General features: G+C 63.1%; 14 protein-coding genes. 13 read left to right on the top strand and 1 reads right to left on the bottom strand.

Annotated elements, in window-relative coordinates:
* Window positions 1–148 precede the first annotated feature (148 nt).
* From urtA to urtE, 5 genes are all read left to right on the top strand, one after another.
* A complete protein-coding gene (urtA, locus tag MQW79_RS06145) occupies window positions 149–1450 on the top strand; it encodes an urea ABC transporter substrate-binding protein (RefSeq protein ID WP_476587452.1) in 1302 nt (433 codons plus the stop codon).
* Window positions 1451–1578: 128 nt separating this feature from the next.
* Window positions 1579–3198 carry an urea ABC transporter permease subunit UrtB gene (gene urtB / locus MQW79_RS06150; RefSeq protein ID WP_476587453.1) on the top strand — a complete coding sequence of 540 codons (1620 nt, stop codon included), beginning with the start codon at window positions 1579–1581 and terminating at the stop codon, window positions 3196–3198.
* A 40-nt stretch (window positions 3199–3238) separates the two neighbouring features.
* Window positions 3239–4453, top strand: a complete 1215-nt coding sequence (gene urtC / locus MQW79_RS06155; RefSeq protein WP_476587455.1) for an urea ABC transporter permease subunit UrtC — start codon at window positions 3239–3241, stop codon at window positions 4451–4453.
* A gap of 5 nt (window positions 4454–4458) precedes the next feature.
* A complete protein-coding gene (gene urtD / locus MQW79_RS06160) occupies window positions 4459–5208 on the top strand; it encodes an urea ABC transporter ATP-binding protein UrtD (protein WP_476587456.1) in 750 nt (249 codons plus the stop codon).
* 2 nt (window positions 5209–5210) lie between these two features.
* Window positions 5211–5915 carry an urea ABC transporter ATP-binding subunit UrtE gene (gene urtE, locus MQW79_RS06165; protein ID WP_476587458.1) on the top strand — a complete coding sequence of 235 codons (705 nt, stop codon included), beginning with the start codon at window positions 5211–5213 and terminating at the stop codon, window positions 5913–5915.
* Between the two features lie 56 nt (window positions 5916–5971).
* On the opposite strand, the gene MQW79_RS06170 is transcribed toward urtE, so the two are convergent.
* Window positions 5972–6316: a hypothetical protein gene (locus MQW79_RS06170; RefSeq protein ID WP_476587459.1), complete on the bottom strand. Its 345-nt coding sequence runs from the start codon at window positions 6314–6316 to the stop codon at window positions 5972–5974.
* 80 nt (window positions 6317–6396) lie between these two features.
* Between MQW79_RS06170 and MQW79_RS06175 the strand changes: the two genes are divergently transcribed.
* The 8 genes from MQW79_RS06175 to MQW79_RS06210 all read left to right on the top strand — a co-directional run bounded on the left by MQW79_RS06175 (window position 6397) and on the right by MQW79_RS06210 (window position 12497).
* Window positions 6397–7239: an urease accessory protein UreD gene (locus tag MQW79_RS06175; RefSeq protein ID WP_476587461.1), complete on the top strand. Its 843-nt coding sequence runs from the start codon at window positions 6397–6399 to the stop codon at window positions 7237–7239.
* Window positions 7240–7248: 9 nt separating this feature from the next.
* A complete protein-coding gene (locus MQW79_RS06180; protein WP_476587462.1) occupies window positions 7249–7551 on the top strand; it encodes an urease subunit gamma in 303 nt (100 codons plus the stop codon).
* Window positions 7552–7562: 11 nt separating this feature from the next.
* A complete protein-coding gene (locus tag MQW79_RS06185; RefSeq protein ID WP_476587463.1) occupies window positions 7563–8141 on the top strand; it encodes a HupE/UreJ family protein in 579 nt (192 codons plus the stop codon).
* Between the two features lie 9 nt (window positions 8142–8150).
* Complete coding sequence (locus tag MQW79_RS06190; protein ID WP_476587465.1) at window positions 8151–8456, top strand: urease subunit beta; 306 nt, start codon at window positions 8151–8153, stop codon at window positions 8454–8456.
* 84 nt (window positions 8457–8540) lie between these two features.
* Complete coding sequence (locus MQW79_RS06195) at window positions 8541–8942, top strand: hypothetical protein (RefSeq protein WP_476587466.1); 402 nt, start codon at window positions 8541–8543, stop codon at window positions 8940–8942.
* Window positions 8943–9054: 112 nt separating this feature from the next.
* Window positions 9055–10764: an urease subunit alpha gene (gene ureC, locus MQW79_RS06200; protein WP_476587467.1), complete on the top strand. Its 1710-nt coding sequence runs from the start codon at window positions 9055–9057 to the stop codon at window positions 10762–10764.
* A gap of 91 nt (window positions 10765–10855) precedes the next feature.
* Window positions 10856–11968 carry a class I SAM-dependent DNA methyltransferase gene (locus MQW79_RS06205; RefSeq protein ID WP_476587468.1) on the top strand — a complete coding sequence of 371 codons (1113 nt, stop codon included), beginning with the start codon at window positions 10856–10858 and terminating at the stop codon, window positions 11966–11968.
* Between the two features lie 70 nt (window positions 11969–12038).
* Window positions 12039–12497, top strand: coding sequence for an MliC family protein (locus MQW79_RS06210; RefSeq protein WP_476587470.1), 459 nt, complete (start codon window positions 12039–12041; stop codon window positions 12495–12497).
* The last annotated feature ends 40 nt before the right edge of the window (window positions 12498–12537 follow it).

Below are 12537 nucleotides of genomic sequence, written 5' to 3' on the forward strand. Positions count from 1 at the left end.
CAGGGCTTTCGATTGCTTTTCAGAATCTGGGCCGCAGCTGGTTACGTCAATCGACGTATAGGGCGATCGTTAAAAGCTGTCCCAGTGTGCCCCTAGACGCCTCCCAAACGGTGTCTTCGGGGCTCAACAGTTCTAGAGGGACAATCAAATGAATATTCACGGCGCCAAGCGCGCTCTGCTCGCCGCGACTCTCGCCGGCAGCGTTACCCTGTCGGCCTTCCCGGCCGTTGCACAGGACGAAACCATCAAGGTGGGCATCCTCCACTCGCTCTCGGGCACGATGGCGATTTCGGAAACCACGCTCAAGGACACCATGCTGTTCCTCATCGAACAGCAGAATGCCAAGGGCGGCGTCCTGGGCAAGCAACTCGAACCCGTCGTGGTCGACATTGCTTCGGACTGGCCGCTGGCCGCCGAACTCGCCCGCCAGTTGATCGAAGTCGACCAGGTCGATGCCGTGTTCGGTTGCTGGACTTCGGTGTGCCGCAAGTCCGTGCTGCCAGTCTTTGAAGAACTCAACTCGCTGCTCTTCTACCCCGTCCAGTACGAAGGCGAAGAATCCCAACGCAACGTCTTCTACACCGGCGCCTCGCCCAACCAGCAGGCTATCCCGGCTGTCGACTACCTCGCAGAAGAAGAAGGCGTGGAACGCTGGGTGCTCGCCGGTACCGACTATGTGTATCCGCAGACCACCAACAAGATCCTTGAACAGTACCTGCTCGACAAGGGTGTGGCCGCCGAAGACATCATGATCAACTACACGCCCTTCGGTCATTCCGATTGGCAGACCATCGTCTCCGACATCAAGGCCTTCGGTTCGGAAGGCAAGAAGACCGCCGTGGTCTCGACCATCAACGGCGACGCCAACGTGCCGTTCTACCGTGAACTGGGCAACCAGGGCGTTCTGGCTGAAGACATCCCGGTCGTCGCCTTCTCGGTCGGCGAAGAAGAACTCTCCGGCTTCGACACCACCCCGCTGGTCGGCCACCTTGCCGCCTGGAACTACTTCATGTCCGTCGAAACCCCCGAAAACGAAGCCTTCATCGCTGATTGGCAGTCGTTCATCGGTTCGGAAGACCGAGTCACCAATGACCCGATGGAAGCCCACCTGATCGGCTTCAACCTCTGGGTTGCTGCTGTCGAAAAGGCCGGCACCACCGACGCCGATGCCGTCATCGATGCCATCGTCGGCCTCGAGACCCCGAACCTGACCGGCGGCATCGCCAAGATGCTCCCCAACCACCACGTCACCAAGCCCGTGCTGATCGGTGAAATCCAGGACGACGGCCAGTTCTTCGTGGTCTGGGAAACCGAAGACGTGGTTCCGGGCGACGCATGGTCCGACTTCCTGCCCGAAAGCAAGATGCTCGAGGCCGATTGGACCGCCCCGACCATGTGCGGCAACTACAACACCGAAACCAAGACCTGCGGCGGCACCGTCGCCCAGTAAGTCGAGCTGGCGGGGTCCGCACCGGCCCCGCCACACCCACGATCTACCCCTCCCCCTCTTGCAGGGGGACGCCGGGTGGGGTTCTACCGCCCGCCAATTCTCCGACCAATGCACAAGGACCACCCGCCATGCTGACCCTTCGCGCTCTCCGCCTGGTCCTGTGTTTGCTCTCGCTTCTGTTCATCCAGCCCCTCCAGGCCCTGAGCCAGGAAACGCCGGTGGATATCCCCGCCTCCATCGCCGCCATGGGCGAGGCCAGCCTCCGCGAGCTCGGTGATCTCGTCACCACCCTCGCCGGCACCGGCGACCCTTCCGTGGTTCCGGTCCTTACCGCCCTTGGCGAGGGCAATCTCTACGTCGATGAGGCCTCTGGCGCCGTCATCATCGAGCGCGGTTCAAACCATGTCGAGCCACTGACCGGCGAGACCGTAGAACTCGGCGCCGATGCCGACCTGGCGAAAATTCGTGTCAACAACGGCCTCCGCCGCGACATTGCCGCTGCCCTCGCCGGCATGACGCTGATGAGCGACAATCCCGCCACGCGCCTCACCGCCGCCAATGGCTTTCTCGCCAGCCCCGACCCGGCCAATATACCGCTGCTCGACGAAGCCATCGCCGCCGAAACCGACGCCACGGTCCGCAAGGCCATGGAAACGGCCCGCGCCGTCACCATCTTCCGCGACACCGAGCAAAGCCTCGAAGACCGTCAGGCCGCCGTGCCGCTGATCGCCTCGGGCGCCAGCCGCAACGCCATCACCATTCTCACCGCCGCCCGCACCGACGCGCCCGAAGAACTGCAGGCCACCATCGCTTCGGCCATTGCCGGGCTCGAACAGGAACGCGCCGTCTGGGGTGCCCTGCAGAATGTGTGGTTCGGCGTCTCGCTGGGTTCGGTGCTGTTGTTGGCTGCCATCGGCCTGGCCATCACCTTCGGCGTCATGGGCGTCATCAACATGGCCCATGGCGAAATGGTCATGCTCGGCGCCTATACCACCTTCCTCGTGCAGTTGATCATCCGCAACAATTTCCCCGGCCTGATCGACTATTCCCTGCTCATCGCCTTGCCCTGCGCCTTCCTCGTCACCGGCGCCATCGGCGTTGGCATCGAGCGCGGCATCATCCGCTGGCTCTATGGCCGTCCGCTCGAAACCCTGCTCGCCACCTGGGGCCTGTCGCTGATCCTGCAGCAGACCGTGCGTTCCATCTTCGGCCCCACCAACCAGATGGTCATCGCCCCCTCCTGGATGGCCGGATCGACCGAATTTTACGGTCTTTCAATTACCTACGGGCGCTTCTGGATCGTCATTTTCGCGCTGATCGTCTTCTTCATGCTGCTGCTGGTGCTCAATCGCACCCCGCTGGGCCTGCAGATGCGCGCCGTGACACAGAACCGTCGCATGGCCTCTTCCATGGGCATCCGCACCCCCTTCGTCGACGCCATGACCTTCGGCCTTGGCTCGGGCATTGCCGGCCTCGCCGGTGTTGCCCTCACGCAGATCGACAACATCTCCCCCAACCTCGGGCAGAACTACATCATCGACAGCTTCATGGTCGTGGTCTTCGGCGGCGTCGGCAATCTCTGGGGCACGCTGGTCGGCGCCCTGACCCTGGGCGTCGCCAACAAGTTCCTCGAACCCTATGCCGGCGCCGTACTCGGCAAGATCCTTATCCTCGTCCTCATCATCCTCTTCATCCAGCGACGTCCGCGGGGCCTCTTCGCCCTCAAGGGAAGGGCGGTGGAACAATGACCGCTTCCCTGGTCCACACCCTGACTTCCGGAGACATCGCATGCTGACCCAAGCCCTGTTCCGCGCGCTCGACAAGAAGGCCATCTGGGTGATCGGCATCTTCCTCGCCGTGGCCATTCTCGTGCCCATGGCCAACCTCCTGATCCCGCCGGGGCAGTTCGGCCACGTCCCGACCTATCTCGTTTCGCTGATGGGCAAGTATCTGGCCTATGCCATCCTGGCGCTCGCGCTCGATCTCGTCTGGGGCTATTGCGGCATCCTCTCGCTCGGCCACGGCGCCTTCTTCGCGCTCGGCGGCTATGCCATGGGCATGTATCTCATGCGCCAGATCGGCACCCGCGGCGTCTATGGCAACCCGGTCCTGCCCGACTTCATGGTCTTCCTGAACTGGAAGGAACTGCCCTGGTACTGGCTGGGCTTCGACAATTTCTGGTTCGCCATGGCCATGGTGGTCTTCGTCCCCGGCCTGCTCGCCTTCGTCTTCGGCTTCTTCGCGTTCCGCAGCCGCGTCACCGGCGTCTATCTCTCGATCATCACCCAGGCGATGACCTTCGCCCTGCTCCTGGCCTTTTTCCGCAACGACATGGGCTTTGGCGGCAATAACGGCCTCACCGACTTCAAGGATATCCTGGGCGCCCCGGTCCAGGCGCAGACCACCCGCGCCGCCCTCTTCTCCGCCACCGCCCTTGCCCTGGCAGCCTCGGTGCTCATCTGCTCTATGATCGTCAATTCCAAGCTCGGCAAGGTCATGGTCGCCGTCCGCGACGCCGAAAGCCGCACCCGCTTCCTCGGCTATCGCGTTGAATACGTGAAACTCTTCGCCTTCACCGTCTCGGCCATCATGGCCGGCATCGCCGGTGCGCTCTATGTGCCCCAGGTCGGCATCATCAACCCCAGCGAATTTGAGCCGGGCAATTCCATCGAGGTCGTGATCTGGGCGGCCGTAGGTGGTCGTGGCACGCTGATCGGGCCGATCATTGGCGCCATCGTCGTCAACCTGGGCAAATCCTGGTTCACCACCACCTTCCCCGAATTCTGGCTCTTCGCCCTGGGCGCCCTCTTCATCTTCACCACCCTCTTCCTGCCAAAAGGCATTGTCGGCCTCTGGGCACAATTCCGCGGCCTGCGCCGTGCCCGTGAAACCGGCGAAACACCGCCGCCACCCCTGCCCACGCCGACCCGTTCTGTGGACATCGAGCGCGGCGGAGATCCCGCCACCTTCGGCGACGACACCCAACCCAAACCGGCGGAGTAGGAGCCATGAGCACAGCCACCGACACCATGCTCTATCTCGACGGCGTCTCGGTTGCCTTCGACGGCTTCAAGGCCATCAACAACCTGTCGATCATCGTCAAGCCTGCCGAAATGCTGGCCATTATCGGCCCCAATGGCGCGGGCAAGACCACGATGATGGACATCATCACCGGCAAGACCAGTCCCGATGCAGGCCAGGTCCTGTTCGATGGCCGTACTGACCTCACCAAGCTGGACGAAGCCGCCATCGCCAATCTTGGCATTGGCCGCAAGTTTCAGAAACCCACCGTCTTCGAGAGCCACACGGTCTGGGACAATCTCGAAATGGCGCTGAAAAAGCCCCGCGGCATTTTCAACACGCTGTTCTACACCGCCAGCGACGCCGACATTGCCCGCATCACCGAAATCCTCGAAACCGTGCGCCTCCTTCCTCGAATGGATGAGCTCGCCGCCAATCTCAGCCATGGCCAGAAGCAGTGGCTCGAAATTGGCATGCTGCTTGCACAGGATCCGAAGCTTCTGCTCGTCGACGAACCCGTCGCCGGCATGACCGACAGCGAGACCGAGGAGACCGCCAAACTGCTGCGGGAAATCGCCAGAACCCGCTCAGTCGTCGTCGTCGAACACGACATGAGCTTCGTGCGCGACCTCGGCTCGCGGGTCATCTGCCTGGCCGAGGGATCGGTGCTGGCCGAGGGTTCACTCGAACAGGTCAGCGCCAATCCTGTCGTCATCGAACGTTATCTGGGGAGGTAGCCATGTCTGCCGCGCTCACCATCAATGCCATCGACCTGCATTACGGAGCCGCCCAGGCGCTCAAAGGCATTTCCATATCCTGCCAGCCGGGACGCATTACCGCCGTTCTGGGACGCAACGGCGTGGGCAAATCCTCGACGCTCCGCGCCATAACGGGCATCAACCACATCTCCGCCGGGAATATCACTTTCGGCGACGACGTCCTCAGGCGCAGCCCGCCCTACAAGCGCGCCCGCATGGGTATTGGCTACGTGCCCCAAGGCCGGGAAATTTTCCCGCTCCTCACGGTCAAGGAAAACCTCGAAACCGGCTATGCCGGCCTTCCGCGCTCCGAGCGCAATATTCCGCCCTACATTTTCGCGCTGTTCCCGGTGCTCAAATCCATGTTGGGCCGCCGGGGCGGCGATCTCTCGGGTGGCCAGCAGCAACAGCTCGCAATCGGGCGTGCGCTGGTCACCCGACCCAAGGTTCTGGTCCTCGACGAGCCGACCGAGGGCATCCAGCCCTCGATCATCAAGGATATCGGCCGCGCCCTCCAATTCCTGCGCGACGAAAAAGGCATGACCATCCTTCTTGTCGAGCAGTTCCTCGATTTCTGCCGCGAAATTTCCGACGACATCTATGTCATGGATCGTGGGGAAATCATGCATGCGGGCCCAGCCAGCGATCTCGACCTGCCCGGCGTTCGTCGTCACCTGATGGTTTAGGCAAATAAAAAGCGCCCGACCGAAGCCAGGCGCCTTTGGAGACGGATGTGATCCGATTACATATCGAACCAGCCACCGGCCTCGCAGTCCTCAAGGGTGACGACTTCGAGATCAAGCGTAGAAGCCTGGTCGTCGGTGTCATCATTGGCTTCGTCTTCGAAGTTGGGCTCGCCTTCAGTAACCGATTCCGGCTCATCCGATTCGACATTGGCCGTTTCAACGTCGCTCTCGGAAGAACCGGTGTCAGCAGCGGTCTGCAGCTCGACACAACGAGCCTTGACGATCTCGACGTCGGCCTCGGCAACGGTCTGGCTACCGATCATCATGCCCTGTGCGAACACGGGGGTGGCAGCAAGGCCGGCGGCGAGGGCAACGACGGAAAGTGCGGATTTAATGGTCATTTTTGTATAACCTCTTGAAAAGCTTCTCTGAAAAGAGCGTTTGCTCTCCCGAATAACGGCATAGCGGCAGGATCGTTGCATTGAATTTTCCGCGGACGACGACATCGGTGGCGCCCCTCCTGCAGCGGGCTCGCGGCACTGGCCGTATTGCGACCAAGCAGGGCCCGGATCGCACCCGCCTCGACACGCTTTTTCAGGAGGGTTGCGGCAAGATCCGCTTGCCAAACACGCACTCTAGGAGCCTCGAAGCTGTGCTCATCAACACTGCCGGGGGCATCACCGGGGGTGACCACCTCCAATGGAGCGCCGACGTTGCCGACGGGGGGCATCTGATCCTCACGACACAGGCCTGCGAACGCAGCTACCGCTCGACGGGCGACTTCGCCCAGGTCCATACGCATTTGCGCGTCGGCAAGGGCGCTCATCTCGATTGGCTCCCGCAGGAGACCATTCTCTTCGCCGCGAGCATGCTCAATCGCATGCTGGAAGCCGATCTCGAAGAGGGCGCAACCCTGACTGCCATAGAATCCGTGCTTCTGGGACGGGACGCGATGGGCGAGGATGCCGCCGATGCTCTGCTCCGGGACAATTGGCGCATTCGACGCAATGGCCGGCTCGTCCATGCCGAAGCAACTCGCCTTGAAGCCGATCCCTCCGAGCGCGTGGGCCTCTCGCTCCTGGCCGGCAATCGCGCCTTCGCGACCGTACTCCATGTGGCCGCGACCACAGACAGGGCTGTAGCCTTTTGCGCCAACCTGAGGTCCATTCTGCCGCTCGACGCGCCAATTGCCGCCAGCGCCAATGGCGAGCGGCTCGTTATCCGCGCCATGGCGCCAACTGGGCTTGCCTTGCGGCGATTGATTGTACCAGTTTTGATCGAACTGACCGGCGCCGGCAGCCTGCCGCGCCTCTGGCATCTCTAGGACCGAGCGATGAACCTCACCCCCCGCGAAAAAGACAAGCTGCTCATTTCCATGGCCGCCATGGTGGCGCGCCGTCGCCTCGAACGCGGCGTCAAGCTGAACCACCCCGAGGCCATCGCCCTGATCACCGATTTCGTCGTAGAGGGCGCCCGTGACGGCCGCCCCGTTGCCGAGCTGATGGAAGCCGGGGCCCATGTCATCACCCGCGACCAGGTCATGGAAGGCATTGCCGAAATGATTCATGACGTACAGGTCGAAGCCACTTTCCCGGACGGCACCAAGCTGGTCACCGTCCACCAGCCCATTCGATAACGAGGACCCCGATGCTCAAGCGCAGCCTGATCACAATGGCGATTACCCTGGCAGCAACGATGCCGGCTTTTGCCCATCTCGACCCGGCCGAGCATGGCTCCCTTGCCGCCGGTTTCAGCCACCCCTTCTTCGGGCTCGATCACATCCTGGCCATGGTGGCAGTGGGGCTCTGGGCCGCTACCCAGGGCGGACGCGCCTTGTGGGTTGTGCCGGCTGCCTTCGTCGGCACGATGGGCCTGGGCTTCGCCGCCGCCATCTTCGGCATGCCACTGCCCTTTGTCGAGCCGGTCATCCTGGCCTCGGTCATCTTCATCGGCATTGCCATTGCTCTGGCCCTGCCGATCCCCACTGCCGCAGTGGCGGCCCTGGTCGGGTTTTTCGCCTTCTTCCATGGTCACGCCCATGGTGGCGAACTGGGTGAGGCTGGCGCCTGGGAATTCGCAATTGGGTTCATCCTCGCCACAGCAGCGCTCCATGCGGCCGGAATCGGCATTGGTCTGCTGCTCGGTCGCTTCGGTGGCCAGGCCGTGGCGCGCGTCGCTGGCGGGCTCACGGCGCTCGGCGGCATCTATCTGGCCATTGGAGGCTGAAGAGACATCATGATCCCCGGAGAAGTCCTCCCCGCCAAGGGCGACATCGAGCTCAACGCCGGCGCACCGGTTCTCACCATCGAGGTCGCCAATACCGGCGACCGCCCTATCCAGGTCGGCTCGCACTACCACTTTTACGAAACCAATGCCGGCCTCCGCTTCGATCGCGACAAGGCGCGCGGCATGCGGCTGGACATCGCCGCCGGCACGGCAGTGCGCTTCGAGCCCGGGCAGACCCGCGAAGTCCGGCTTGTACCCATAGCCGGCGCGCGTCGCATTTTCGGTTTCCGCCAATTGATCATGGGAGACATCTGAAGCCTTGGCATTTCGGCCCGCCGGCCATGGCGCAGCGGGGCGAAAGCTGGTTAAAGGGCGGGACTGAAATCCAGGACCGCACCAATGACCATCGAGCCTTCCAAGGAAGCCACCTTCAAGCAACGCCTCGTTTCCGTGATCTCGGATCTGCAGGATGAGGGCAAGAGCGACCCCGAGGCGGTGCTTCTGATTGGCAGTTTGGCATCTGACCTGGCAGAAAAACTTGGTCAGAAGAACTGGGTGGCCGTGAAAAAGGCACTCGACGCCGCCCGGTACAACGAGCTGCTCGCCTCCTTCCAGAAGGGCGGCAACCAGCTCTACAAGGATGGCAAGGACAAGCAGGCCTTTGCCGTCCAGCTTCTGGCCGTTTCGCTGGTCGCTGCGACCCAGCGTAACGATGCCGACGTGGCAGCGGGCGAACAGCTGGTGGACCAGTTCATCGACCGCGCCATCGCTGTCTTCCGCCAGTCCCGCCCTCGGCACTGATCCTGCCGGAGCGCGGACGGCACGCCGCCGCGCTCCGGGCCCTTGCCAGCCCGGTTGCGACAGATACAGTCACTCCGGGAAGCCTTTGTCCCGGGCAATTACGGGACCGACCATGCCAGCACGGATTTCACGCGCCACCTACGCCGATATGTACGGCCCCACCACTGGTGACCGTATCCGCCTCGCCGATACCGAGCTCTTCATCGAGGTGGAGAAGGACTTCACCACCTATGGGGAAGAGGTGAAGTTCGGCGGTGGCAAGGTCATCCGCGACGGCATGGGCCAGTCCCAGCGGACCCGCGCCGAGGGCGCCGTCGACACCGTCATCACCAATGCGCTGATCGTCGATCATACCGGCATTTACAAGGCCGATATCGGCCTCAGGAACGGGGTCATCGCCGGCATCGGCAAGGCCGGCAATCCCGACACCCAGCCCGGCGTCGACATCATCATCGGGCCCTCGACCGAGGCCATTGCCGGCGAGGGCAAGATCATCACCGCGGGCGGCATGGACGCCCATATCCACTTCATCTGCCCTCAGCAGATCGAGGAAGCGCTGATGAGCGGCGTCACCACCATGCTTGGCGGCGGCTCCGGCCCCGCCCATGGCACGCTGGCCACCACCTGCACCGGCGCCTGGCATATCGAGCGCATGATCGAGAGCTTCGATGCCTTCCCGATGAACCTGGCGCTCGCAGGCAAGGGCAATGCCGCCCTGCCGGCCCCGCTCGAGGAAATGATCCTCGCAGGCGCCTCCTGCCTCAAGCTCCACGAGGACTGGGGCACCACGCCCGCCACCATCGACAACTGCCTTTCGGTTGCCGATGCCTTCGACGTGCAGGTGATGATCCATACCGATACGCTCAATGAGAGCGGCTTCGTCGAGGACACCGTCGGCGCCTTCAAGGGCCGCACCATCCATGCCTTCCACACCGAAGGCGCCGGGGGTGGTCACGCCCCGGACATTTTGAAGGTCGCGGGCCTGCCCAATGTCATTCCCTCTTCGACCAATCCGACCCGCCCCTATACGGTCAACACCATTGCCGAGCATCTCGACATGCTCATGGTCTGTCATCACCTCGACCAGTCCATCCCCGAGGACGTTGCTTTCGCCGAAAGCCGCATCCGCAAGGAGACCATCGCCGCCGAGGACATCCTGCACGACATGGGCGCGCTCTCGGTCATTTCGTCCGACAGCCAGGCCATGGGCCGCGTTGGCGAAGTGCTGATCCGCACCTGGCAGACCGCCGACAAGATGAAGCGCCAGCGCGGGCGCCTCGCTGACGAAACCGGCGACAACGACAACTTCCGCGTCCGCCGCTACATCGCCAAATACACCATCAACCCCGCCATCGCCCACGGCATGAGCCAGCACATCGGATCGGTGGAAGTGGGCAAGCGCGCCGATCTCGTGCTCTGGAACCCCGCCTTTTTCGGCGTGAAGCCGGAAATGGTGCTGCTCGGTGGCTCAATTGCCGCCGCCCCCATGGGCGATCCCAATGCTTCGATCCCCACGCCCCAGCCTATGCACTATCGCCCCATGTTCGCGGCCCATGGCAAGCTGGTCAGCCGCTCTTCGGTGGTCTTCATCTCCCAGGCCGCCCACGATGCCGGCCTCCGCAACCGCCTCGGCGTCGACAAGCAACTGCTGCCGGTATCGAACACACGTGGCGGCATCGGCAAGGCGGCCATGAAGCTCAATACCGCGACGCCCAAAATCGACGTGCACCCCGAAACCTATGAAGTGCGTGCCGACGGCGAATTGCTCACCTGCGAACCCGCCACGGTTCTTCCCATGGCGCAGCGGTACTTCCTGTTCTAGCGGCACACGTCGCCTCACGCCGTCGTCATTTGTCTGAATCCGTCCTGATGCAGATAGTCCCCCTGGTGTCATTCCTGGGGGACAGGGTCGCGTGCAAAGAGGCTTTCCATCCGATCCCGTGACCGCGCTGAGGGCCCGCGAACTGCTGGCCGAAGTGCAGCAGCTTGTGGCCAACGGCAAGTGGAAGGATGCCGCCCCGCGCAGCGTCGCACTGGTGCGGCTGGCGCCGGGGCTGGCCGAAGCGCATGAGCTGATGGGGCGGGTCGCCATGCAGACTGGGGCAGCCGGAATCGCCGCTGACTGCTTCGATCGTGCGGTTTCCATCGGCCCGGTGACGTCAGGCCGCCTGCAGCTCCGGGGCAAGGCCTTGCTTGCCCTCCGCCGCAATGCCGAGGCCGAGAAGGCTTTCCGCCGCGCCCTCGCCATCCGCCCTGATGATCCCGAGCTGATGATGGACCTCGTTGACGCGCTGCTCAATCAAGGCCGGCAGTCAGACGCGCTCAAAACCCTGCGCAAGGTCTTGCGGAAACAGCCCGACAACCGGCTCGCCAACCACTTCGTGTCGGCCCTCACCCAAAAAGGGGCGCCGCATCAGGACTATGTCACGCATCTATTCGACAACTATGCGGGCTACTTCGACGAGCATCTGACGGGGACGCTCGGCTATGGTGTTCCCGAAGCCCTCGCTGCCATGCTCTCCACCTGCGCGATCCCGGGCACTGCCGCCCTCGATCTGGGTTGCGGCACTGGTCTCGTGGCCAGGGCGCTCGCATCGAGACCCCTTGCGATCGATGGCATCGACCTTGCACCCAACATGATCGAGAAGGCGCATGCGACTGGCCTCTACCGCACTCTGGCAGTGGGCGACTGCGTCTCCGTCATGGCATCGGACCCCGGCTTTGCCGGGCCCTATGGCCTCATCACCGCAGCCGATGTCTTTATCTACATGGGCGACCTCGACGCCGTGCTCCCCGCCATGCGCAATCGCCTTGCATCCGGCGGGCTGATCGCATTCTCCATCGAAACCACTGATGCGGCGGACATCGAGATCCGCGCCAGCGGCCGCTTTGCGCATTCGCCCGCCTATATCGCCACGCAGACGCGCCGCTTCGATCTGGACACCGTCGCGGACGCGCCGCACGTCATCAGGCAGGAACAGGGCTACCCCATCGACGGCCATCTGTTTGTGCTGAGAGCACCTTGACGCTCAAATCAACCGAAACCTGCATGCGAAAGCTTGCCAGATCGACCAATCGCCATGATTGTTTGCCCTGATGGCCATGCAAATCGCTGCACCAGACCTGAGGACTGTCATGATCTCGCTCCGCATCTCCGCTGCCGTCGCATTCGCTGTTGCCACTGTCGGTCTGGCCTCGGCCCAGACCCCGGAACCATCCACCCCTCTTGCGACGGCCCCTGCGACGACGGCCAGCCTCACCATCACCCTCGAAAGCGACGGCAATATCGAGCGCAACATTGTGCTCTATCAGTGCGACGACGAGCAGACCCTGCGCGTTCAATACATCAACGCCGCCCCCAACTTCCTCGCCATCGTCCCCGTTGATGGCGAAGCCATGGTTTTTGCCACGACCGTTTCGGGATCCGGCGCCCGCTATGTGGCCGGCCCCTATGAATGGTGGAGCCATCAGGGCGAGGCGACCCTCGGCGACCTGACGGCGGGCGAGGATGCCGAACCCCTCGTTACCTGCACCGAAGCCAGCAATACGCCCTGACCGCGATGGATCCATCGCCGGCAGCAGAGCTTTTCCCGCA

It is taken from the genome of Devosia sp. Micro-HW1, assembly GCF_056341075.1.

Coding starts and splice junctions, on each gene's coding strand:
- urtA (WP_476587452.1), top strand. CDS start 149: ATGAATATTCACGGCGCCAAGCGCGCTCTGCTCGCCGCGACTCTCGCC.
- urtB (WP_476587453.1), top strand. CDS start 1,579: ATGCTGACCCTTCGCGCTCTCCGCCTGGTCCTGTGTTTGCTCTCGCTT.
- urtC (WP_476587455.1), top strand. CDS start 3,239: ATGCTGACCCAAGCCCTGTTCCGCGCGCTCGACAAGAAGGCCATCTGG.
- urtD (WP_476587456.1), top strand. CDS start 4,459: ATGAGCACAGCCACCGACACCATGCTCTATCTCGACGGCGTCTCGGTT.
- urtE (WP_476587458.1), top strand. CDS start 5,211: ATGTCTGCCGCGCTCACCATCAATGCCATCGACCTGCATTACGGAGCC.
- MQW79_RS06170 (WP_476587459.1), bottom strand. CDS start 6,316: ATGACCATTAAATCCGCACTTTCCGTCGTTGCCCTCGCCGCCGGCCTT.
- MQW79_RS06180 (WP_476587462.1), top strand. CDS start 7,249: ATGAACCTCACCCCCCGCGAAAAAGACAAGCTGCTCATTTCCATGGCC.
- MQW79_RS06185 (WP_476587463.1), top strand. CDS start 7,563: ATGCTCAAGCGCAGCCTGATCACAATGGCGATTACCCTGGCAGCAACG.
- MQW79_RS06190 (WP_476587465.1), top strand. CDS start 8,151: ATGATCCCCGGAGAAGTCCTCCCCGCCAAGGGCGACATCGAGCTCAAC.
- MQW79_RS06195 (WP_476587466.1), top strand. CDS start 8,541: ATGACCATCGAGCCTTCCAAGGAAGCCACCTTCAAGCAACGCCTCGTT.
- ureC (WP_476587467.1), top strand. CDS start 9,055: ATGCCAGCACGGATTTCACGCGCCACCTACGCCGATATGTACGGCCCC.
- MQW79_RS06210 (WP_476587470.1), top strand. CDS start 12,039: ATGGCCATGCAAATCGCTGCACCAGACCTGAGGACTGTCATGATCTCG.